Origin of the sequence: Aquimarina mycalae, from assembly GCF_029906345.1 — a bacterium.
GTDB lineage: Bacteria > Bacteroidota > Bacteroidia > Flavobacteriales > Flavobacteriaceae > Aquimarina.
On the sequence record NZ_JARYGY010000010.1, the window covers coordinates 90542 to 115785 of the forward strand.

At 35.0% G+C, this 25244-nt stretch carries 11 protein-coding genes; 4 read left to right on the forward strand and 7 right to left on the reverse strand.

Annotated elements, in window-relative coordinates; all coding sequences use genetic code 11:
- Positions 1-7: 7 nt before the first annotated feature.
- The 7 genes from QBK95_RS20965 to QBK95_RS20995 all read right to left on the reverse strand — a co-directional run bounded on the left by QBK95_RS20965 (position 8) and on the right by QBK95_RS20995 (position 14387).
- The gene (locus tag QBK95_RS20965; protein ID WP_280936520.1) at positions 8-421 is read right to left on the reverse strand and encodes a hypothetical protein; all 414 of its coding nucleotides are present in this window, start codon (positions 419-421) and stop codon (positions 8-10) included.
- On the reverse strand, positions 422-1882 hold the full coding sequence (locus tag QBK95_RS20970; protein WP_280936521.1) for a type I 3-dehydroquinate dehydratase: 1461 nt from the start codon (positions 1880-1882) through the stop codon (positions 422-424).
- A gap of 1 nt (position 1883) precedes the next feature.
- Positions 1884-3431, reverse strand: coding sequence for a cytochrome c/ABC transporter substrate-binding protein (locus tag QBK95_RS20975; protein WP_280936522.1), 1548 nt, complete (start codon positions 3429-3431; stop codon positions 1884-1886).
- 13 nt (positions 3432-3444) lie between these two features.
- Complete coding sequence (locus tag QBK95_RS20980) at positions 3445-4599, reverse strand: SCO family protein (RefSeq protein ID WP_280936523.1); 1155 nt, start codon at positions 4597-4599, stop codon at positions 3445-3447.
- A gap of 36 nt (positions 4600-4635) precedes the next feature.
- Positions 4636-6552: a YncE family protein gene (locus QBK95_RS20985; protein WP_280936524.1), complete on the reverse strand. Its 1917-nt coding sequence runs from the start codon at positions 6550-6552 to the stop codon at positions 4636-4638.
- A 14-nt stretch (positions 6553-6566) separates the two neighbouring features.
- Positions 6567-12104 (reverse strand): cupredoxin domain-containing protein, encoded by a 5538-nt coding sequence (locus QBK95_RS20990; protein ID WP_280936525.1) that lies wholly within the window; start codon positions 12102-12104, stop codon positions 6567-6569.
- A gap of 621 nt (positions 12105-12725) precedes the next feature.
- Entirely contained in the window at positions 12726-14387 is a 1662-nt protein-coding gene (locus QBK95_RS20995) for a tetratricopeptide repeat protein (protein WP_280936526.1), read from the reverse strand.
- Positions 14388-14596: 209 nt separating this feature from the next.
- Between QBK95_RS20995 and QBK95_RS21000 the strand changes: the two genes are divergently transcribed.
- The 4 genes from QBK95_RS21000 (at position 14597) to QBK95_RS21015 (ending at position 25228) form a co-directional block, all read left to right on the forward strand.
- Positions 14597-20143: a LamG-like jellyroll fold domain-containing protein gene (locus tag QBK95_RS21000; RefSeq protein WP_280936527.1), complete on the forward strand. Its 5547-nt coding sequence runs from the start codon at positions 14597-14599 to the stop codon at positions 20141-20143.
- Positions 20144-20176: 33 nt separating this feature from the next.
- Positions 20177-21031: a T9SS type A sorting domain-containing protein gene (locus tag QBK95_RS21005; protein ID WP_280936528.1), complete on the forward strand. Its 855-nt coding sequence runs from the start codon at positions 20177-20179 to the stop codon at positions 21029-21031.
- A 255-nt stretch (positions 21032-21286) separates the two neighbouring features.
- The gene (locus QBK95_RS21010; protein ID WP_280936529.1) at positions 21287-22954 is read left to right on the forward strand and encodes a tetratricopeptide repeat protein; all 1668 of its coding nucleotides are present in this window, start codon (positions 21287-21289) and stop codon (positions 22952-22954) included.
- Positions 22955-23209: 255 nt separating this feature from the next.
- Positions 23210-25228, forward strand: a complete 2019-nt coding sequence (locus QBK95_RS21015; protein WP_280936530.1) for a phage tail-like protein — start codon at positions 23210-23212, stop codon at positions 25226-25228.
- The last annotated feature ends 16 nt before the right edge of the window (positions 25229-25244 follow it).

Genomic DNA, 25244 nt, shown 5'->3' on the forward strand with positions numbered 1-25244 from the left:
ATTATTATTATCTACAAAAAAATTCTCGAGAGAAATAGTTGTTACGATTACTTCCGTCATTGAAAGTATTGTATGCCTGAATGACCATTACTCCATATTTCATATTACCTGCCATACTAATTTTCATAAAATCAAAATCGTATTGGCACATAAAACCCTCAATCTCAGGAGATCCTACATTAGAACTAAATAGTTCGCATGGAGCGATTCCCCAATCTTTTTCTCCTTTGTCTAATTTTCCGAAACAGTGCAAGGAAATGGTATTGTCGTTAGCAATAACTTCAACCCGAGCAATTTGCCCTGTTTTAGGGTTTACATTTTTCCAAGAACCTAATAATGCTTTCATATCGCTTCCCCATTCGTGATAGAACTCAGAAACGATATCATCCTTTTTGGTGTACGCTAAATCTGTTGTCTGCATTTAATTGATTTTAAGGTTTTGATTCGTTGTTTTTATAATTGGTTTTTCTATAGCTGTTAAAGATGTAAATTGTTGATTTATCTGTAGACGAGCTATTTCAATTCCATCTACTACTTTGATATTACATAATCGACAGTATTTAACTAGTGCAGTTTCCCTTTGAATAGAATAGACATGATCTATCACGATACTATCAGGTTTTAGATCGGTTAATTTAAAAGGAGTTTCTTCAGGGTTTTTACCCAAGGGAGTTGCGTGGATTATTATGTCAAAATCACTTGCGTTGAATTCTTGTAATGTAACAAATGGTAATCTCATTGCTGCAGCGATTTCAACTCCTTTGGCAAAAGTTCTGTTGACTAATGTTATATCTGAAGTGTATTTTTTTAATGCTGCTGCTATTGTGCGTCCTGTTCCTCCACAACCAATGATAGCAATCCTTTTTTCTGACCAATTTTGCATTGTGCGATTTAGTGCTTCTATCGCTCCGAATGCATCTGTACTAAAACTAAGCCATTCCTGTTCCTTTTTAATCATTCCATTACATACTCCGTATGTTTGGTCATCAGAATCTTCTTTATATTTTGAAGCCAGATAACCTTGTCTTTTAAAAGGAGCAACAACAGTTACACCAGAAATAGGAATCGGAAAAGAAGAGTTCTCCATAACCTCATTCATAAAGGATAAAAAATCTTCTGTTTGGAATGGTAGATATAAATATGGTAAGTTTAATGCGCGATATGCAATATTATGTTGATTGGGTGAAATAGATCCAAGTACTGGATTGCCAACAATCCCGAAAAGTTGTTCTAACGGATATACTTCGGGTAAACCATAATCTTCTATTAATTGATTTGGTGAAAAACAGAGTGTTGTTTGATCTTGACTGTCTATTGAAGAATGAACCTCTGGAGATCCTAAAAAAGGAGCAAGAACTTGTGTCCAGGCGGATGTTTTTCCAATTGCATAAGCGACAACGTCCTTATGATTGCTTATTTTTAATAAGTGCATTATAGATAAGGCATCTCTATGCTTAGTTGTGTCAATTACTATTTTATATATACTGGCAGGTACTTGTTTGTATTTTTTTACTCTTTGCAGAAGAGAGGAGTAGTTTTCGGCTGTTCCACTCCAGCTGATTCTTCTTTTCTCTACAGGAATTGCGGTTAATAGCTCAAGAGTGAGATCACGTTCTCCTTCAAGTTCTACAAAATCAAAGATTTGAGAAGCTTTTATCAAAAGTTGATGTCTTTCTTTTAAGGATCCAGTAAATGCTCCTCCTTCTTGTTTACTTCTTAATACATATATTAGTGGTACGTGAGTACTGTTTTTTATTGCTGCTGTTATCTGTAACAAATCTGCTCTAAGTTCAATAAGCCTTACTGAAAACGGTAAGTTCTGCACATCGTTTAGTTGATTTTGTTGTGTAATTGTAGTTACAATATTGACTTTTTTCTTCATGCTATTGTTCTTTACTATGTACAGTTGCTATAAGCTTCATTTTCTTTTCAGTGCTATTAAACCCCACTATGTATACATTAGGGTTTCCTACACGTTGATTAAGATTATAAGTGATAGATGGACCCAAACCATTAGAATACTCAAAGAATCCCTCCATTGTTTTTATAAATCGCTCTCTACTTAGATTTCTTCCTATTCGTTTTAAGCCTTCTCCAGTGGTAAGTAACATGGATAACATATCGAGTTGAGTACGTTTCCATTTACTATCTAAACCATAATTCTGCGCTAAATCTTGATATACTTGTATACCTTTGGTAGTTTGTTCAGTAATCCAGGTAGGATATCCTATAAAAATTTTATTGTTAAAAGAAGATGGTGCCTTAAATATGTCTATTCCAGAAAGACTACCAGGTAATAGGATATTAGGAGATTTATTAACTTTATATAAAGCTGATAGTAGCTCGTCTCCTAGAGTATTTGGTCCTATATAATAGAGGAGTCCATTGGTTGTGATTTCAGAATTTTCTGCTGTTTCTTTTATATTGTTTTCATGCAAAGACACGATCGTTGGACGTTTGCCAAAATTTTGAAAGTAATATGTAGCCACTTCTTCTGAAATGCTTTTTCTAATTGGATCATTATAATATATGATCGTCGCTTTTGTTTCTTTTTGTAAGAGTTGTTTTTGTTTTGAAAAATCAACCAATGATAAACTCTGTGCGGTTAGGCTAGGAAATGCATAAAAGGTATATGGATTATGAAGACCACTAGAAGCTTTTTCTTTAGCATACGATAAAAGAGCTGGAATTGATTTTTGATTTACATTTTTGGCCACTCTTTTATCACCAAATCCTAGTACCATAAAAAAATCCTGTCTGTTTTGTAGCTCATCAGCGTTTAAAAAAATAGGAAAGATCTTTCTATTGTATATTCCTCCTTGATCATTTATGGCCGCACAATATGCTTGGACAAGCTTTTTTATTGCTTTATTTTTATTATTTGTAATTACCGAAGTGCTTTCGGGCACCACCACGCCAATGCTAATAGATGAATTGGTAACTCCAACCTCTTTATCAGTACCCAGAATTTTGATGTATTCAATAAGATTATCTATATCCTCTCTACTCATGTTGTATTTAGGCATGGCAGTGTTTAGCTGATTATTACCAGAATCCATGCCTGTAGTAATTACCTTTCTTAATGATTTTTCGGTGTATGGAGGACGTTTTTTACTATCAAGACGTTTTCCACCGTAATTTTTTGTTAATTCATTCCAGGTAATGTTAGAAGGTATAATACCACCCTCAGGGTTTCCTGTACCATCAGCTTTGTGACAGTTAATGCATGGCATTATTGTAGCAGGAACTTGCACTCCTGACATTTCTGCCATTATTTTTATATCAGACACTCCAATACCTTTGGTATAAATATCCTTACCAGCTTTTTGCTTAGAGGTCAATCCATTGTATTTAGTTGGAATACTGGATTGTTTAATTGTTGTAAATCCAAAAAATAATAGTAGAAGAAATAAAAGGGAAATTTGTTTCATCTTCTAACAGGAATTATTCTATACGATCATTTATAACACTATCAACTTGAGCAATAATATCATCTACCGCTGCTAATCCATTTACTTTTTTCCAAAGTTTTGTGTTAAGATTACCGATTAGAAAAATGGAATCGTGCCCTTCTCGATTGGTAACATTTTTGCCCAGTTTTGTTAATGCTAATTCGATGTTTTCTTTTTCACCAGTTACAAAATACCAGCCCTTACGTGCATTGTATGCTTCTGCATACGACTTTAGAATGTTTTCCTGATCAGTTTCATGATCTACAGTCATAGAGATGATGTGTACATCATTCCCTAATTTATCGCCAAGATGTTCTTGAATTTTCTCAAGATTGCTACTCATCATAGGACAAACACCTTTACACTCAGAAAAAAAAGGATTAATAATGACCACTTTGTCTTTCATTAAATCAGTATATAATCTCATGGTATCACCATATTGATTAATTAGTTCTACATTGGTGAAATAATTTTCATCTCTATTTATAGTTTCTACCTTATTGTGTTCGGTACTTGTGTGTCCTGATTTGGGTTTACCAAAAAAAGTATTTAGAGTTTTAGCTAATTCTTTGGGTTCTGCGAGTCCATTGGTACGTACCCAGTTATTTTCTCCTTCTTTTCCTAATACTATAACAGGAGCGTGTTCTTCTTTTACAGCAGTATATACTTCTAATTTTTTTAGAATAGTATTGACATCTTTCTTCTCTCCAGTAAGCAAAGTCCATCCAGGTCCTGCTTCAAATTTTTTGCTCCATTCAAGCAATCTTTCAGGTGTATCAGTAATTGGGTCAATGCTAATAGTAAGCATTACAAGTTCTGAACTTTTTACTCGCTTACTCATCATTTTTTTAAGATGTGCGAAATTAGCTCCCATAGGTGGACAAATAGTTTTGCAACTTGTAAAAATGAAATTAAGAGCAACTACTTTTCCTTTAATTAAATCATGAAAGTTTACTGATTCTCCATGTTGATTTAGTAATGGAACGTTAGGAATATCCGACACCATATCATCACAATGCGCATCCATTTTTCCTGAATCGGACATTGCACAACAAGCCGCTTTTTTAGTTTCTTTGCTTGTTTGTGAAATCATTACTTGCGTAAGCAATGTCATCATAATGATGATACTGATTTTTAGTTTTTCCATAATATGTGATGATTTGATTTAGTGTTGTTAGGTTTATTATTTATATGCGTATAGTGATAAAAACTGTGGATTGTTATAGGTTAATCCCCTTGATAAACATTCCACATAGACATAGTGTAAACCTTCTTCTTCAAATTTTAAGTTGGTTTTATATATACCTTTAGTTTCAGATTCTTCAACTGTTACTGCGTGATGTCCTCTACCAGCACTATTCATGGTCATAATCCTTACATCTTTTAGGCTGGAAACAGGTTGCTTTGTATTAAGATCAACGAGTTCAAATTTTATTGAAATTTCTTCATCTACTTTTGTATAACTATTACCCGTGAAATAACTAATAGATAATGGTCCCAGTACGTTTTTTAAACGCTCTTTTTCTTTTGCTTCATTGGGTAGTACAGTCACAGGAAAGCATTCCATAAATGAAGGTACGTCCATAAACAAGCTTACTTCATAATCTCCAGGAGTTCTTAATTGAACGGTTGTTTGATAGGTTCCTGGAGCAACTTCTTCGATACTCTTGTCAATGGCCATTACAGCTTTAGGTTTTTTTCCATAGGTACTAAAATGCCCACTGGGTGCCGCCATTCCTTCAGAATAGTAGTAAATGGATTTATCCAGATAATTCGAAACTAGCACAGCATTGGCTCCAGGCGCTTGTACAATACCAGGCGCATCATTTAAAGGAGCTCCTAGAGCAGGAGGGTTCTGCCCGCCACTAAAATCAATTAATGGAACCTCAGTCCCTTCAGTTCCTATTACATCCAATGGAATCATCCAAACGGTTTCACTTCCTAAATGTCGAACATATGCCAGTTCATCAGAGAAGCTTACTTCATCTGGTTGCGCATCAACGTCTGCTGATTGTACGATTCGATTCGTTGCTGTATCAACAATATCTATAGTGTGCTCTATAGGATTTAATACAAATCCTAGTCTTCCATCTGGAGTAAAAGAGATATTATTGATTCCAGCTTTAGCTTGTATTTCATCTATAACCTGATGTGTTTTACCATCAATAACACTAATGGCAGCATTTATTTTATGAACTGCATATAATGAATTTGCCTTCTTTGAATATGCAAGAGATATAGGCGCATCGGATAACGGAATATCTTTTATTTTTTCTAAAGATTGTATGTCAATTACCGAAATAGTACCACTACTTTGATTAGATACATATAGATAATCATTATTGTTTCCTAGCACAATATCATGAGTTCCAGCTCCCGTTTCGATATTCTTTATAACCGTTTTTTTCTCGGTATCGATTACTGCAACACCAGATTTGGTTTCGAATCTTCCAGGAATATCATATGTTACCCATAAATAATGTTCATCAGCCTGTAGTACAATATCCTTGGGTTGTCCAGGGATTTCGACATTATGAGTATTCTTCATATCTGAAGTGTTTATAAAGGCAACCTGATTTACATCTGGCATCGATATGTACACCATAGTTTGATTCTCTTTTGATACCCAATCATATCCAGTACTTGGGATCTGTATTTGGGTTAATAGTTGAGAACCTCCAAAACTGAAGAGAGGATCAACCACATTGATTGTGTTGTCATCATTAAGTGTAAGAACATAATAAACATTAAGATCCAATTCTGGTCTGGACAATAATCCACCTTCAATGAATGACACAATTTTTTTACCACAATCAACAGGCTTAGTGTTATTCACTTTATCCATCCAAGCTGCTGGAAAAGAACCAGAAAGAGGTTTACCTGTGATGGTATCAGAAATTTTGAACTGAAACAATACATGATCTCCTTCCTGAAATTCGCCTACTACCTTGTTTTCGTTAAGATGTGATAACGAAAAATCTACTTTGATTCCTTCTTTAACGACTGATTTGTGATAAGACTCTTGAGCCTTTGTCAACTGTATAAACAAGAAGCAGAATACAAGATATTTCCAGTTGCTTTGATTTATTTTGAAATTCATATTATTTATTTCAATTAATTCATTTTCACTTTTTTACCTTCTGTACGATCTGGTTTCACACCTGCTTCTTTAAGCAATGGGTGTATCTTTTTCTGTACAGTCTTAGTGACTAGTTTGTTATACTTTTCTATACGTTCTAATGAGCTTTTGTTTCCTTTTAATATTGCTCCTTGAGAAGAGATCACTTCAAAACCTTTAGATAATTTTTTATTACTAATACCTGTAAACTTCCACGTACCATCTGGTTGAACAGCTTCTTTGGAAAATTGTACTCCATCTAATTTTAAGGAAACATGTTCTGGCAGTTTTCCAGTTTCTGGATCCACAGTTGTGATTCCTTGAAACGTAGTTTTATTATTTTTAGAATCTGCAACATCAATATAAAGATTTGATGCCCCATCTGTAACTGTCATAATTCCCCAAATACCACTATTAAAACTCTGATTAAGCATACTACTATATAAATAATCTCCAGGCACTTTATTATCACCTCCAGCACTATTAATCAATAAATCAAAACTATTTAATGGACCTACTTGATCTCTAAAACCAAACCATTGCGATTTATCATTGTTTCCTAATTGTGTAGAATTATTAGTATAAGGTTCTTCTTGCCATACGTGACCGTGTAAATTGAAGGTTTCTGTTTTTCCGTTACCTCCAGGATGTAATAAACGCAATCTTAATGGAACTCCAGCCTTTGCTATAAATCTAGGAGTTGCTGGATAATAACCTTCTCCAGAACCATCATTAGAGGTGATACCAGCTAAATCATTCTGATTTAAATTATTACTTTTTGGATTGGGTAATCTACTTGCCATAGGTTCTGATTTGTAATTAAGACCATAACCAACTGTTGCATAACCTTTGACTGTTCCAGTAGAATCTGGACTAACTTTAATGTTATCCTGAAATTGCATTACAAATTCTCTAAATAGTAAGTTCTTATTGCTATCATAAATATTAGCTGAGTGTGAAGAATTAACATCTTCTACCCATGTAGAACCAGCAGGTTCTATAATCAGCGCTCCAAAAAGACCTTTTACATATTGTTCTAAAGGATCAGGACCTGAAAGTACAACAGATCCAAACTCAACAGGAACTGGTGTGCTACCTTGCCATTTTCCAGCATACCACTCATAGGTTCTACTATTTCCAATCGATACAGTTTGAGTTGCGTTAAGTCCTATATTAGCACCATCATTTTTTCCTACGTCATAGGATAATAGTTCTGCGTGTAATCCAACATCAGAAGAAGCGACAACGCTTGTGCTAATACCTTTTCCACTTTTACTTTGATAACTGTAAGTACCTGGATTGGTTTTGAATCCTTTTGTTATTTTATTGGTAAGATTAACAATTACGCATTCTCCTGCATTAGCTCTAAGTACCAAAGGTTCTTGTTTCCAGGTTCCTGAAGCTAACTCTTCATTTTTTACAAACACGATGGCATCATCTTCTTTATTACCAAAACGCTCATTATATACTAGGTTTCCTCCTAATTGATCTATAGAAACAGCAGTTACGTTATAAGTTCTCTTCTCCGCTTCATTAGGACAACCACAGTTTTTAGGTAATGATTTTATAGGATCTGTTTTAACATTATTATTTGGTAGCGGAACAATATCTTGCTGAACAGTCTCATAAGCACGCATTAGACCCCAAAGACCTGCCTCTCTACCAGAAGCATCGGCACTAGCTTCATATAGATAATCCGTAAACTCATTAGTACTAGATGTTTTATCTGTTACAGGAAGTTGAAAGTTCATTTCAAAATGTTCAGATAATCCCATATTTTGAGTAGATCTCAATCCTGAGTTTTTATTGGATGGTTCAAAAAGCCAGTTAACACCATGTATATTAAAGAAATGAGAAGTTACGTGAGCTCCTACCAAAGTTCTGATTTGTATTTTGTCATTTTCATATGCTCTAAACAGTGGAGTATAAGGATCACCTGGTTGCATTGCTGCACCAATAGGATTTACAGGAAATTTAAACGTATCACTTCCAGGAACGAAAGATCCTCCTACAGGCTGTGTGTTAAAAGCGGGATCTTCACGATTTGTCAAAGAACTATATACATATGCAAGATTACCAGGAATACCTGATGCCTGCACATATGTAGAATCCGTATTAGGATAAGATGCTCGTAATGGTAATGGTTCATTTCTATAGTTCATAGAATATGTTCCTCTAAAACCAAAGGAAACTAATTCTGGATATGCTTGATTTTTTATAACTTTATCTGGATCCATCCAACCAGTATACGCGGTTATAGCATTATCAAATTGTTGTTTAGCTTCTCCTGAATATTCTTTAGGGAAAGTTGGGTAAATATCGGGTGTTGTACGGCTATCAGGTAGATATGCTTGTTGCGTGTCTTGAAACTCTAACATAAACTCACGATAACTATCATCTTTGTTTTCTGTTACAATATTTGCCTGCCAACTCGTAGGCCCTCCATCACTCACTTCTCTTTGTATTCCATTTACAGTAACTGGACGTTTTACTCCATTATTTGCGATACCTAAAGGTTTTCCTGTTATTGGATTTATCCATTTTGATTTATAAGGTTCTATAAGTAAACCAGCATATAAACCAATCTGTTGATGTGTAGAAGGACCAAAATGGTCATGAGTAAATACGGTTCTAAGGGTTCGATCCTCGCCTCTGTTATTTAATAATGGATCAGAATACCATCGTTGGATTGTAGTCTGAGCTCCACGCCAATCTTGTCCTTCTGGAGCGTCACCCCAAATAGGGTTAGGCTCATGAGGAACTAATAACTTTTTGTTCACAGCGTATGAAGCTACATCTGTAATAGCTTTCCCTGGTTGATATGCATAGGTATATCGCTTTCCGCCATTATTAATGGCATCAATACGGTGTGTAACCATGTCAGGAGCTAGTGTTCCATCTTCATAATTCCACCCATTTGCAGCTCCATCAGAAGAGGTTACATCAAACTTTACTAAATGAATATGTTGCCCTATAATATCTGTAGGAGTTCGTACCTGATAATCATCTAACTCGTAATACTCTGGAACTAAATTGGTATGCCAGAATTCTATATATTCTCTAGAGTTCGCTCTGAAGTAGAATGGCTCTGGTGGTTTTTGTCCCTGAATATTAGAAGAGACATCTCCCCATAACGAAATAATTCGTTGTTGTGGATAATGCCAACCTTTTTTATTTAAAACCACATCCAGTTGGATGTTAGCAGCTTTATAAGTTCTTTTCGTACCTACTTTATTACCGTTAAGATCTACTGCAGGGTCAGCGAATGGAGCTCCAGATACTGGAGGCAAACCATTTAATATAAAATTACCTTTTGTTCCTTCTGGAGTCATAGTTGCATGCTTACGTTTTGCGTGAGTAGCCATTGCAACTTTCTCTACTTCGGTACCATCTTCTGGTAGTTCAATCACTTCAATATCTTCTATGATTTTAGTCCAATCATACGGAGTGTGATTTTCAAAAGGTACTGAAGCTTTATAAATTACATTTCTAGGAAGTCCACCATTAAGAGGACCGTATGCAATAGAATCTCCTACAGCATTATAAATTGCTCCTTTTGCAAAATCCATTGGAGGATGTGGAGGCCTGCTTCCTGCAACTCCTGGAATAAAAAATGGAAAACCAGGATTCCTTGTAAGATCGTCTATCACGATTTCTCCATTTTCAATATGAATTTTAGAAGGTACTGGTGCCATAGCTCTTTTTGGTATTGGAACTAATCCTGGAATTGCAGTTCCAGCTTTGATCTCACCATCTGGTAGTGCTCTAGAATTTGTTGCTGCGATTCCATTACTATCTAGTTTTGTACCTAATTCTAGTACATCATGTACTCTCCACATAGCCCACATTCCTTGTGCAAAATGTGGATAAAAGTGGCAATGAAAAATTTGATCTCCAACCGTCTTATTTAAATTACCACTTCCGTCATATACCATTTCTAAAGTATATGATGATCCTGGATTAATGGTTTGACTATCTAGATAATGCCCTTCATCACTATTTGGAGAATGTAACCACTGATGTGCATGTTGATGATGAACATGGGTAAGACCTGCTCCCGCATGGGTAACTCTAAATTTTACGTGATCATTCATATAACTGTGATACACATTCGAAGGATCATCTGGATATAGTACTTTTTTCGCTTTAGGAATTTTAAGAGCTTCTAACTGAATAGAATCGGCGGGATTAGAATTCATTAGAAACTGATTCTGTTGAGTAATATTTTGTGCAGTTACAGAGGCAGAATTAGCAGGAATGTCAACAATAGTAGAAGGATCTCCTACAGACCAAGAACTTAAAAAGAATTCTTCGTATGCACAATCATCACAATCTGCCATAGGACCTACACCAATTCTATTAGCGTATATTTCTGCTCCAATACCTCCAGATCCATAATTAATTGAGAAATTATCCTTTCCAGTTGCCAAGGTGTTCTTAAGTGCAAGACTATCTCCTCCAAACTTGTTGGGAACATTATTATCTTGATAAAATATAGGAAATGCCTGTACTGTCCACGGTGATTCGTGATAATGAATTCCAAATTCGCGATATGGTCTTCTTCTATCGGGAGAAGCAGGAACTTTAAAAAAAGAAGGACTTTCTCCTGTGAAATTTCCAGCATTAGGACCTGTAATTATAGCAGTTAAATCTGTATGTACCAAAGTCCTAGTTACACTTCCGTTAGTATGCTTTTTTTCTGTATACATTTTTAAGATAGGTTTACCATCGGAGTCCTTCTTATTATAATCTATAATTGGAAATGTTCTTTCCATATCATAAATATTAGATACATCACTTTTTTCTACACGGATATTAGCTGCATTAGCATACTCTGAAAGTTGTTCATAATGAGTTATAGTTTTGTCTAAATCGGCTTCAGTAACCTGACTTCTATACCATTCGGCTCCTTTAGGTTGAACATTTAAGGTTCCGAATAGACCATTAGTTAATTGTCCTCCTGCTTGCCCACCAGGAGCAACAGTAGCTCCAGTACTGTATAACATAAATGTACCTTCTTCAGGTACTCTTAATACATATTCTTTTGTTTCACCTGGATTCGCTAAACTCGATGGATTTGCTCCAGACCAACTACCATCAGAGCTGATGTTTTTAGCCATTTCTGTTCCAAGAATATGAACTCCTGCAGCTCTGGTCATGGGATAAATTCCAGCTGCTTGACTTTGATCTACCGTACCTGGTTGTGTGGTTCCATATGCATCGACTATATCCGTATCTTTATATGGAGCTAATAGATTAGTGAATTTTATCTTTAGGATATTTCCCTTATTTGCCCTTAATACAATTGGACGGGGACGTTTATCAGATTTGAGACATACTTTACCAAGAATGTTGTCAGGAACTGGATAAGTAATATTTGTATCTAGATCACTTATCAAAGCAAAAATCATTCCTGTAGGTTGAGCTGCGCCCAATCTGTTGTACATAAATGGCTGATTGATTGCTGCCATTTCTACATAAACAGTGTCTTTTACTTGTGCAGTTGAGAAGTTTGTTACACTTGTTAAAAGCATAACTATAAAAATCTTTACAAAATAGGAGGGCTTGCGAATAGAAACTACCATAACTTTTGATTTGTGTGTTTAATTAGTTATATCATCATTACAGTAGTTTATTAAGAAACTTTTGTAATGGTTATTTTATAATTTGATCCTACTCTGATTGATGTCGTACTACTCACATTTTATTGTCAAAATCTACATATTCAATAGCCTGTACGTTGTTTTAATACTTTTGATTATGTTAAATATATAGAGAAATCTAATGTGGGAATACCCGTATAAATACCTGTTTTTGAGTGTTTTGTGGTGAAGTTTATCTATTGTATAATTGAGGTTAAGCCGTAATATTTTAGTTTTGAGGGATGTTGGTATTTAGTGATTTTTTCCCCGTTCACAGTGAACTGCCTTAGAAATGAAGAGACTAAAGAGGTAATAATTGTATTTAAAGAAAAACTCTTCTTACTTTAAGATTAAATAGCATCAGTTTATAGACAATAGGTTACGGGAAACATTTCTGTAGGTTTTTTTGTTAAAAAAGATGACTATACTTGATAATACACAGTGAAGGAGAAATGGGGTAATTGAGCTTTTAGATGTACAACATTCTAAACCAATCAAACAATAGAATGATTTTTATACCAATTCCATTATAGCTTGCTCCAACTCTTGCTCTCTACTTAATCCCATTTTCTTTCTGATACGGTGTCTGGAGGCTTTAATAGATCCCATGGTTACATTACGAATCACCATAATTTCTTTAAGACTTAGATTCATGCGCATCAAGGCACATATTTCTCTTTCAGATTTAGTGAGTTCAGGATATAAGTCTCTGAGTTTTTGGTTAAATGCTTCATCAAGCTGTTCAATATTATCTCCGATAGAATCAAATTTACTTTCTGTACCGATCTGTGCATTAAGGTCACTAATTAAAGACTGAAAATCCGAAACATCTACAGCATCTGCATGTTGTTTTACCTTTTTAAGCTTAGAAAGGAATTCTTGCTTAAACTGCAGCCGCATTTTATTATCCGCTACCAACTGCTTAGCCTGATACGTAGTGTGTTTTAATTTCTCATCCAATAACTCTTTCTCAAGCTGTTCTTTTTTGAAACGTTCTTTATTCAGTTTTCTTCGATTGTTTACAACGAGCAATAATGTTACAATTCCTGCTGAGGCTAAAAGTAGTAAAGTAATATAAAGTCGACTCGTAGCCTGCTGTGCTTCGTTTTTTAATTGAATTTCACGTTTTTCATTGACAAATTGAAGGCTATCTGCTAGTTTTTCCTTCTGAAATTGATAATTCAATTCTAGTGTAGTGATCTTTTTAGCATTCTTAACATTAAAAATCGAATCGTAGTAATATTTGTGGGTTTTATAATAGCCAAGTGCATTTTTATAATTACCCATCTGCTCATAAATATAGCTTCTTAATTGATAAATAATAGGAAGTTTAGAGGTATTACCTTGTTTTTTAGCATAATCAAGAGCTTCATCCATATAGGATAGGGCTTCCTGATATTTCCCTAAATCCGAATGGATTTTGGCAAGGTGCATTAATGTATTAGAAAGGAAGTTATAATCTTTTGTTGATTTAAAAATATCAATAGTTTCTTCATATAAAGCAATAGCTTTTTCATACTTGCCAGTAGTATAATAGATAGTTGCTATATTATCATTGGATTTTGCTTTATCTTTAAGTGTTGGCGAATAATTTTTAGATAATTGATAGTAATGCATAGCAGAATCATTCTCCTTGGTATAATAATATATGACTCCCAGCATATTATAGGTACGGGCTAATTGAGAACTATCTACATGTCGTTCCTGTATAGCTATAGATTTTAAAAAATAAGCTTTTGACTTATCATATTCTTTTTGATATCTAAAGATCATAGCGATGCTATGATAACTCTTGGCAATTTCAAAAGAATCCTGCAATTTTTCCCTGATTTTTAGAGCCTTTAACCTAAGGCCTAGAGAGTTTTTATAATTGGTTTGCTTAGATTCATATTTTCCCAATACATCCAAAATACGTGCTTTTTGTTTTAAAAAGTGATCAGAAGGAGAAGGAATACTATCAATAAACTGCAGGGTTTGGTTCATCAAATCCCTTCCTTGATTTATGCTGTATTGCTCTACCACCTTAGTAAGTTCGAAAAGGTAATGCACTTTTAGAGAATCATTAACTGCATCATCAACCTTTTGTCTCAATTCAACTTCTAGACTATCCTGTTGCTGCTGAGCTAGTATGATATATGAAAAGAGTAAAAAAAAGGCTATTAAAAAGGTTCTCATGATAAATTAGGGGATTTACAGGTGTACTACAAATATAACAATATTGATCAAAAAAGGAGTCTTGTATGTAAATCTAAATTCTTTGAAAAACCCTATGAATAAAGGATTGAAACTTTTTGTAACCACTAAAAACATACAAATTCAAGAAGAGATTTGTACCATTGCTCTCAGAATTACAAATAATTTTTTAACCAATAAAAATCCCCCTTATGAAAAAACCACTACTCTTATGTTTCGTGGTGTTTTATGTGATAGGATTCACTTCTTATGAAGCATCTGCCAAAACACCTCTTAAATCCTCTTCAGCATTATTTACACCACAGATTAGCATTACGGGTCCTGATATGATGACAGTGATTGCCAATGGTGATACGACTCCTGACATGCTAGATGGGACATTGTATTTTGAATTAGGGACAGGTAACTCTCTAATGACACCTTTTAACATTCAAAACAATGGTGCCAGTGATTTAAATATTTCGAATATTACAATTACAGGAAACAATGCTTCAGATTTTGTACTCAATGACATGTGGCCAGTCACAGTGTTAAGCGGAACAACAGAATCTTTAGAAATAAGTTTTGCTCCACAATCTGCAGGAGTAAAAAACGCAATAGTAACCATTACCAGTGATGATCCTACTAATGGAACCTACACATTTGCTATACAAGGAACCGCTTTTGAAGGTGCTACAGGACTTCATTTTGATGGTGTGAATGATAACATCACCTTTAATAATGGTAATTATAGCTTGAATGACGATTTTACGATCGAGTTTTGGATGAAACCTGATATTTCAGGTACGGATGAACATTTTATACTGGATAATGCAAGTGGTAGTGCAGGATATAGTTTACGTATCGATATAACGCAGCAATTAAATTTTACTTTTTTTACTGCTAGCGGAGTTAAAAATTTAAGCACGTCAACTATCATAAACGATCAATGGCAACATGTCTCCATTGTTTATAATGGCTCTCGTTATATAATTTTTATAGATGGTGTGCTTGATAATTCATTGGCTCTTTCTGAAGCTATTGTGGATAGTAGTAATAATCTAACTATAGGAAGTGCTTTTGGTGGAGGAGAACATTATGCAGGTGCTATAGACGAATTACGAGTGTGGGATGTAGCATTGTCTAGTTGTAGAATTTCAGATCAATCCAGCTGTCAATTAACAGGAAGTGAAAGTGATCTGTTAGCTTACTACAATTTTAATAGCGGAGAAGTAAACGGAAATAACTTTCCAATGTTTAGTATACTAGATCCTAATCATACAATTACCTCTGGTATTCCTCCACAAGGAACTTTAAACAATTTTGGGTTAACAGGTACTACTTCTAACTGGATAGACACTACTGCTAATGGTATTTCAGGAAGTTGTAGCACTTATATAGAGTCTATAATTGGGATTGCTTCAAATAGTAACGCTATCAATAATGGGGACACTACAGTAAGTTCAAGTAATAACACCTCTTTTGGAAATGTAGAATTTGGTCAGGCAGAACCTGCAGATTATACGATTAGTAATACAGGTAGCACTACACTAAATATTTCTAATATTATCATTGACGGAGCATCTGATTTTACCATTATAGAATCACCAAACACAGTTGCTGCAGGTGCATCTGAAAATTTACGTATCCTTTTTACACCTTCTTCTATTGGAATCAAAAATGCTACAGTTCGTATTCTAAATGATGACTGTGATGATGCAACTTTTGAGTTTGCCATAGAGGGAACTGGTTTTATACCTGCCACAGGAATCAGTTTAGACGGAACAGATGATCATATCGGTATTAATCATAATAGCGCATTCAATACAAGTACATTTACAATAGAAGCGTACTTTAAAACAACATCTACTGCAGGAGGACAAGCCATTATAAGTAAGTACGATACTACAGGAATTAATGGGTTCTCTTTGTTCTTAAACAGTTCTGGAGGGATACTATTTGAGTACGCAGTACCAAACCTTGAATCAACAAGTGCATCTAATGCTTCTGGATTAAATGATGGGAACTGGCACCATATTGCTTTAGCATTTGGAGATGGAAAGGCCATATATTATATAGATGGTGTACTAGACAATGAAATTACTTTTAATAATATTCCAGATACCCCAACAAATACAGAATTACTTTACATAGGTTATTCTGCGTTTAATAACGTTTATTTTAATGGAGATATAGACGAAGTACGTTATTGGTCTAGAACACTATGTTCAGATGAGATTATAGCACAACAAAGCTGTGAATTAGCAGGGAATGAATCTGATTTGGTTGCGTATTATAACTTAAATCAAGGAAATGTTACTGCAGACAATACTAGTGAAACAACTATCGATGATGCTACTTCAAATAGTTTAGATGGTACCTTGATAAATTTTGCGTTAACAGGAAGTACTTCTAACTGGACAGATACTACTGCGAATGGCATTTCTGGAAATTGCTCAGTCGCTATTCCTGAAATTAATGTACAAGGAGATGGTAACGATATCCCTAATGGTGACACGACTCCTGATTCTAGTGATAATACCGATGCAGGAAGCGTTTTGGTTGGTAATTCTGCAGAGATGAACTTTTTTGTTCGTAACACAGATGGTTCTGGTGCTTTACATATAGATGGGGTGATACTTACGGGTGATACTGGGGATTTTACCATTACGCAAAATCCTAGTAATAACGCAATACCAGCAACTGAATCTGCTTCATTAAAGATCAATTTTACACCAACATCTGGCGGGACAAAAACGGCTACTGTAATTATTAGTAGTGATGATTGTGATGAACCAGAATATACTTTTACCATACAAGGAACAGGGATTCCTGCTGGAACTGGTTTAGATTTTGACGGGGCTAATGATTTAGTAACAATTTCACATGACAATGGGCAAAATAATTTGAATTTCTCGGTTGATTTCTGGATCAAAACTACCGATGGACTCGGAGGAGTCATCAATAAGTTTACTCCAGATGGAAATAGTGGGTGGCGTATTAATTTGGATGGTGGAAGAATAGAATTTTATTACTATGCCAGTGCTTCAAATTATGTTACAAGGTTATTGAGCCCTGCAACTTCGGTAAATGACGGTGATTGGCATCACGTAGCGGTTACTCTCAATTCTGGAAACGCCAGATGTTATATCGATGGCACTTTGGCCAGATCAACTGGATGGAATGGAACTGCAACAGCTACCACGACAACAGCAGATATACAACTAGGATATGCCGCAGCCGATGCTCCTAGTGGCGATACAGGAGGATATTTTGATGGTCAGTTAGACGAGCTACGTATCTGGACAAAAACGTTAAGTGAATTCGAAGTTGGTCAATTAAATGGATGTACAACAGATATGTCACAAACCAGTTTAGTGGCTAGTTATAATTTTAACGAAGGTGTTGCTGCTGCTGATAATAGCGGGCTAACAACATTGGCAGATGGTTCTGGAAATAACTACAACGGAACACTAACTAATTTTGCCTTAACAGGAGCTACCAGTAACTGGATTGATGCTTCTGCAAACAATGTTTCTGGGAGTTGTGATTGTGTTGTTACAGGTGGCGTTACCTTGACTACACAAGCCGAAGTAGACAATTTTGTAACAACGACTCTTGGATCTTGTGGAATTATCGAAGGAGATGTAACAATTAACGGAACTATTACAGATGTATCAGGCTTTTCTAATGTGCAGATTATTTCAGGAAACTTGTATCTGGAAGGGAATATTGTAGATGATCTTTCGGGATTTAATTCGCTAACCACCATTGGAGGAAATTTCACTTTAAAAGATATGACCAATACGACTTCTGTAACAGCTTTTTCTAATATTACAAGTCTAGGTGGAAGTTTTGAAGTTAATAATCTAGATCAATTAACTGACATATCAATTCTGAATCAAATAGCTGATATTTCAAGTATAACGATTACTGATAATGCAATGTTATCAACGATTACTTTTGATGAATTGCAAACTATGAACTCAAGTTTCACCATAACATTTAATGGATCGCTAAGCGCTATTTCTGTTCCAAAATTAACCCAAGTAAGTAGTGAATTTAGAATGAATAATAATAGTGCTGCAATGACTAGTCTTACTTTATCCCTTCTGGAGAATACAGGGAATTTCAGAATTAATGATATGAATGGTCTACAATCTATAAATGCTCCAGAATTACTAACGGTTGCAGGTAGCTTTAATGTGGGTAGTTGTGCTGGCTTAACTACGCTTACCTTCCCAAAACTGACAAGTATAGATAGTAATGCTTCCATTGATAATTGTACACAACTTACTACAATAACTACAACGTCCTTATCAACGGTTAGTGGTAATTTTAATATAGATGATTTGGCAATAAGTAGTTTAAATTTCCTCCAAAATGTAACAAGTATTAGTGATGGACTTTTAATACGAGATATGATTAATTTGAGTAATCTTCAAGGACTTGATGAATTAACAACTTTAGGAAGTTTCAGTCTAAATGATTGTGATTTAATAACTAATCTTGAGGGCTTCCCTAAATTAACAATTACTTCTATAAATTCATTAAACATTGCTGAAAATGAATTGATCACAACATTCGATAATTCTTTCTTAGAATCATTAACTTCTATTGTTACTTTGGGAATTAGTTTTAATGGAAATCTGGTGGAAATTGATGCCTTACAAAATGTGGTTTCTCTCACAGGAGGAAGTGACTCAACCATTAGGAATAATAATAGTTTACAAAGTATCAATATGTATGCGCTTAGAAATGTAAATTCTAATTTGATTATTCAGAATCAAGAGCTAGGTATTACCAATCTATGTGGTTTGTATGATTACGTTACCATCGGAGATGGTGCCACCACCTTATCCTTTGTAGGTGCTAATGCAACCGATTGGGACAGTGTTCAGGATATATTGAATAATTGTGATGCAAGTATTGATCTTAAGGTTTTCTTACAAGGTGCAGCCTTAAATCCTAATACTGGAGAAGAAACCCTAATGAGAGACGATCTACGTGTAGCAGGGTATATTCCAACGACTAGTCCATATACAGATGGCCTAACCTGCAATTCGGCGGTGTTTAATATCACTGGCGATAATGCGATCGTGGATTGGGTTTGGTTAGAAGTACGTTCATCTACAGATAATACTTCAGTGATTACATCTCGATCAGCATTGTTGCAACGAGATGGAGATGTGATACATACAGATGGAGTTTCACCTATATATTTCTCAGTTTCAGCAGATGATTATTACGTAGTTATTAAGCACCGCAATCACTTAGGGATTATGACTGCGAATACAGTAGCATTATCACAAACAGCAACTACTGTTGATTTTACAGATGGGAGTGCCGCTACCTATGGTACGAATGCCCAAACAACATTTGGCATGCCAGCAGGTGTGTCGGCTATGTGGGCAGGAGATGCTAATGACAATAGCAAAATTAATCTGATTGGTAGCCCTAATGATAGTAATACCATCAGAGATGCAATATTGAATGATCCGTTAAATATTTTCGGTCTTTATGGCTTTAGTGTTTCGGGTTATACAAATGTAGATTTAAACTTAAGTGGTGATGCTCAGATCATAGGGTCTAATAATGATGCCAGTTTGATCAATAATAATATTCTAAACAATCCTTCTAATATATTCAATCTATACGGGTTTATCATTACAGAGCAGTTACCAGAACAGATTAATACAAAACAGATGACTAGAGATGAGGCTTTGTTAGCAAAAGCTAAGAGCTTAACCAAAGAATAATAAATAAACCCCCAACATCTTTAATTTAAGGAAATGAAAAAGCAAATATTAAGCATAATGACGGTACTCCTAACGACGATCCCAGTTTCTGCCCAGAGTTATACCTTTGGATTGATCAGGGATTTTAATAATATGGGTAATCCTCATGAATATACTTTTGTAATTACTCCTGATTTCACAGATGCTACACCCTCATTTACAGGAATACAATTTACGGTTGCTATCAGTACAGGAAATACACTTACGAATTATACAAATATTCTAACCAATGAATTTAATCCTCCTAATATAAATGTTACAGGAACTTTATTGGCAGAGAGTCCTTTTTTCTTAGGAGATGGTACTTTAGATCTATGGGTTTTTACAATGACTCCTCCAAGTTCTTTGGTTACCGCTGCTCATACTGCTGGCGTTGCGATTCCAATTTTATCTTTTGAAGTCGCCAATAACCCTACTGCTGGTACGATTGCTATTTTAGAGAACAATGATCCAATCAGTGTTGGTTTGTTAGGTTTTGGTAGTAATGTTAATAATATCGGTGGTGTAGATATAGGCGGAGCAGGAGAAGCAGATATCTATGCAGGTACAAACCCCGCAGCTAATAGTTACAATCTGATGGACCCGTTATTAAATGTAGATGAGGTTACAGAATCACTTACAGAGACTATAGTTTTTCCGAATCCAGCAGTAACAAGTTTTAAAATTCAAGGAAATATAAAAGATATAGATGGAGTAAGTATCTATGATATAAATGGAGGATTTGTGAAAGAAATTGATACAGATATTATTAGTGAATTCATACCTATAAAAGACCTATCTAATGGAATATATTTTATACAACTTACATCTAAGAATATTGTAAAGACATTGAAATTCATAAAACAATAATTAGATAATGTTCTTGCTATAAATATATCGATTAGGATTTATTCTTTACAGCTGTAAGGTATATCAGTAGAGAAATATTAATACAATAATCTTCCTAAAGTTGTAAGTCCAAATTACAGAGATAAGGGGCTGTGAAAAGGATTAAAATTTACAACTGTAAAAACCATCCGTCTTATACGGATGGTTTTTTTAAATGAAATAATCAAAAGAATAGACCAGTATTTTTCAGTAGAACTTTTAGTAAGTTTGTAATAGATGAAAAAAAATATAACCCCATTCTTATTGTTACTTTCATTTATAATCTTTTCTCAAGAACAGGATACTACCTTAGTGCGCTTACAAAAAGAAGTTGACAAAGCTTTGGTTGATACCACAAGAGTAAAAGCAATGTTAAAACTTGGGGAATATCAATTAAAACGAGATTTTGATAAAGCAGAAGGATATTTTATAGAAGCTTTACATCTTATTAAAGAAAATTCTGAAACATACTACGAAAGTTTTCGAGCTACACTCTATGTACAATTAGGAGTAGTGAACCGTAGAAAAGCCAATTATCCAGAAGCCATAAGATATTATGTAAAGGCATTACAGTTTTATGAACAAGAACATAACGACTCTAAAATAGCTGATGTATATCACAATATGGCACTGGTATATCGCTACCAAAAGCAACATCTTAAAGCCATTAATAATTACAAAAAAGCAATTTTTTTAAAACAAAAAGTAAAAGATACACACGGTTTAGGAGCTGCATATAATATGCTAGGAGTGTCTTACAGACAAAATAAGCAATTGGATTCTGCATTGATTTGCTATCAAAAAGCTGAGGGATTTTTTACTATGATTGATAGTAAAGAAGATCTACATGGTGTATATGGTAATCTTGCTGTACTATATGGTGTGCAGAAGAGATATGATCAATCCATTCCGTTAAAAAAAACAAATCTAAAATATTATAAAAAAATAGGGAAACGACTTTCTATTTGTGTGGAGTATTACAATCTTTCTGACGATTATAAAGGAATGAAAGATTGGGAAAATTCATTGAAATATGCAGATTCTTCATTACAAGTAGCACTCGAAGAAGGTTTTGAAGAACGAATATCTGTAGCGTATCGAAGAAAGAGTTTTGTGAATTCGAAGATGGGTGATTTTGAAGATGCTTATCAAAACTATCGTAAGTTTAATAGGGCTTCAGATGAAATTTTTAATCTAGAGAATGCCAAAAAGATCCAGGCATTAGAGTTGAATTATAAATTTCAAAAAGAAAAACAAGCAGATAGCTTACAATTTGCACGGCAAAAACGAGAAGTCGAGTTAAAAGCTGAAGCTGAAAATTCTCAGAAAAAATTATATCTGATCTTATTACTTATAAGTTTATTAGGAGCAGGAACTGTTGGATGGTTATTAAGACGAAATCATCAGCAACGAACAAAGATGGCTCAAATGAAGCATGAAAATGAAAAAAAATCTTTAGAAAAGAAAATTGAAACGAAGGAAGAAGATATTAAAAAGTTGATTGCCGACAATACGATGCGTTTAACTTTTAAAGAAGAATTATTAGATAAAATAAAGAAGGAAGTAGTAGACACAGAACCAGGAGAAATCTCGAAGGCTGTACAGTCTCTAACTGCACAATTAAAAAGACAAATTACTACAGAGCGTAAGTTATCAGGACTACAAGAAAAGATTGATCAAGCTAATAAAGATTTTGATCAGAAATTACAAAAAAGTTACCCAGAATTAACAAAAGGTGAAAGAGAGCTATGTGCCTTATTGCGATTAAATTTATCTATCAAGGAAATTATGACCATCCGTAATGTATCGGTAGATTCCGTAAAATCTATGCGTCGTCGTATCCGTAAAAAAATGAATGTCCCAGAAGGGAAAGAGTTGGAACAGTTTATTCAGGAATTAGCTTAATGCCTTCCTCACTTAGAAACAGTATGTAATAATAAAGATTACCAATGTAATTATGAATTCCCACCAACATTTCGACAGGCTCAATATTACATGCTAGAATTATAACAACAGACAAGCTAGAATCCAAAAATTAGTAACCACAATTAGTTCTTACTCCTCATTTTTAATAAAAATGACACCTTTTGACACCGCTTAATAGTACTATTAAAAGGGTATTGCAAGTTATATTTGTTGAAAAATTAAAATGCCCCTTATATGAATAAAAGACTACTTTTTGTTATACTTTTTATTTCAGCAATAATAACTTCAGTAAAAGCTCAGACAGGAAACCAATCTACAGGATCGGCTATAACACCCAATCAATCAACTACAAGTAATACACCATTTCCATATAATGGATCCACAACATTCACTCCAGGATCATCTTTGACCACTGGAGACTGGAACCTTTCTATCGGACCTGGAGCAGGAGCTTCGTTAGGAATTTCTTATCGTAATATTTTAATAGGAGGCTTGGCAGGAGCACTATTAAATGAAAGTACTTCTGGTGTGGATGCCGAAGATAATGTGGTGATCGGAATGTTTGCTGCGGATCTTACGCAGAGCGCTTCGGATAATGTATTCATAGGTAATTATGTAGCCAGAAATGCTACTGGAAATGATAATGTCATTATTGGTCATCTGGCAGGACAGGATTTAACAACTGGGCTTGACAACGTAGTAATTGGCGAACAAGCAGGGTATAGGTTAACCGAAGGGCGAGATAATGTAGTAATAGGTGAAGATGCAGGGTATGAGTTAACTACAGGTAGAGATAATTGTTTTGTAGGGAGTAGAGCTGGATATGAGAATAGAACTGCAAGTGGTAATACTTTTGTAGGAGGAGAAGGGGATAGTTCATTACCAGGAACTATTGGTAATGGATTTGATTATGATTTCGTACTTAATTCTGATGGAGTAGGACAACGAAACAGAAACGGTGTGGCAAACACCTTTGTAGGTTCTGGAGCTGGTATGGATAATGTTGATGGTTTTGTGAATACGTTTGTTGGGTACGCTGCAGGTGCCAATACCCAGCATGCTGATGGAAATACATTTATTGGCTATGCCGCAGGTTGGGATAATAATCGTACCAACAACCGTAATGATGCTAACAGAAACACTTACATCGGGGTAATGACTGGTGGAACCAATAGAGAAGGTTCGGATAATATAGGGATGGGATGGAAAGCGGATTTCAGTGGCAATGGAGTATTTGGACCTTCAGATAATAAAAACCAGAGAAACATTTTTATTGGAAATGCTGTGTCGGTCTTTGGAAATGATCAGGTGATTATAGGCCATGGAGCTCGTTCTACTGGTAATCAAAGATCCATTACCATAGGTGCACAAAGTAGCACAGCAAGCTCATATGCAGCGGCGATAGGATATGATGTAGATGTAGCCAATGCCAATACCATGGCATTAGGAGGTGACCAAACCACAAATCGAATGAGTGTTGGGATTGGTACAGTAGCTGCTAATCAAAACGCTTCTTTAGAGTTGGCAGATACAGATAAAGGTTTTCTTGTTAATCGATTAACAACTGCGCAACGAATCGCCATGGAAACCGAAGCAGCAAGTGGCAATCCCATTGGAGCAGCAGAAGCTGGTATGATCGTATATGATACAGATTTGAACACCTTGTTTGTTTGGGATGGAAGTTCCTGGACGACTTCTACCATAGATACAACTCTTCTTACTTCATTAGAGGATAGAATTACTGCTTTGGAAACAACCTCTCAGGGAACTGGAAATGATAAAACTCCTCAACTATTTAATTATCAATCTGTCGTTAGAGATAGTAATGGTAATATTTTAGTTAATACGAATATGTCCTTTAGAATTAGTGTTTTACAAACAGATCCTTCAGGAGCTTCTGTATACACCGAAACACATAATAGTACTACCAATGCAAATGGAGTAAGTAATTTTAGAATAGGAAGTGGAACTTTAGTTAGTGGTGATTTTGCAATAATCGATTGGGCAAGCGATAGCTACTATTTACAAGTGGAAGCGGATATAACTGGAGGAACTGCTTATCAAGTGATTGGTTCGTCTCAATTGGTTAGTGTACCGTATGCCCTGCATGCCAAAACTGCAGATGCTTTGTCGGGTGCTGGAGCTACTTCTACCAAAAACAGTTTGGAAGACAAAACCAGGGAAATAGAGGAATTAACGAAAAAAGTTGAAAAATTAGAGAAGATGGTAGAAGCCTTACTTAGCGAAAAATAAATGTACTACACGTTGT

Excerpts from the sequence above, each read along its gene's own strand:
- QBK95_RS20965 (WP_280936520.1), bottom strand. The coding sequence starts at position 421 with ATGCAGACAACAGATTTAGCGTACACCAAAAAGGATGATATCGTTTCT.
- QBK95_RS20970 (WP_280936521.1), bottom strand. The coding sequence starts at position 1,882 with ATGAAGAAAAAAGTCAATATTGTAACTACAATTACACAACAAAATCAA.
- QBK95_RS20975 (WP_280936522.1), bottom strand. The coding sequence starts at position 3,431 with ATGAAACAAATTTCCCTTTTATTTCTTCTACTATTATTTTTTGGATTT.
- QBK95_RS20980 (WP_280936523.1), bottom strand. The coding sequence starts at position 4,599 with ATGGAAAAACTAAAAATCAGTATCATCATTATGATGACATTGCTTACG.
- QBK95_RS20985 (WP_280936524.1), bottom strand. The coding sequence starts at position 6,552 with ATGAATTTCAAAATAAATCAAAGCAACTGGAAATATCTTGTATTCTGC.
- QBK95_RS20990 (WP_280936525.1), bottom strand. The coding sequence starts at position 12,104 with ATGCTTTTAACAAGTGTAACAAACTTCTCAACTGCACAAGTAAAAGAC.
- QBK95_RS20995 (WP_280936526.1), bottom strand. The coding sequence starts at position 14,387 with ATGAGAACCTTTTTAATAGCCTTTTTTTTACTCTTTTCATATATCATA.
- QBK95_RS21000 (WP_280936527.1), top strand. The coding sequence starts at position 14,597 with ATGAAAAAACCACTACTCTTATGTTTCGTGGTGTTTTATGTGATAGGA.
- QBK95_RS21005 (WP_280936528.1), top strand. The coding sequence starts at position 20,177 with ATGAAAAAGCAAATATTAAGCATAATGACGGTACTCCTAACGACGATC.
- QBK95_RS21010 (WP_280936529.1), top strand. The coding sequence starts at position 21,287 with ATGAAAAAAAATATAACCCCATTCTTATTGTTACTTTCATTTATAATC.
- QBK95_RS21015 (WP_280936530.1), top strand. The coding sequence starts at position 23,210 with ATGAATAAAAGACTACTTTTTGTTATACTTTTTATTTCAGCAATAATA.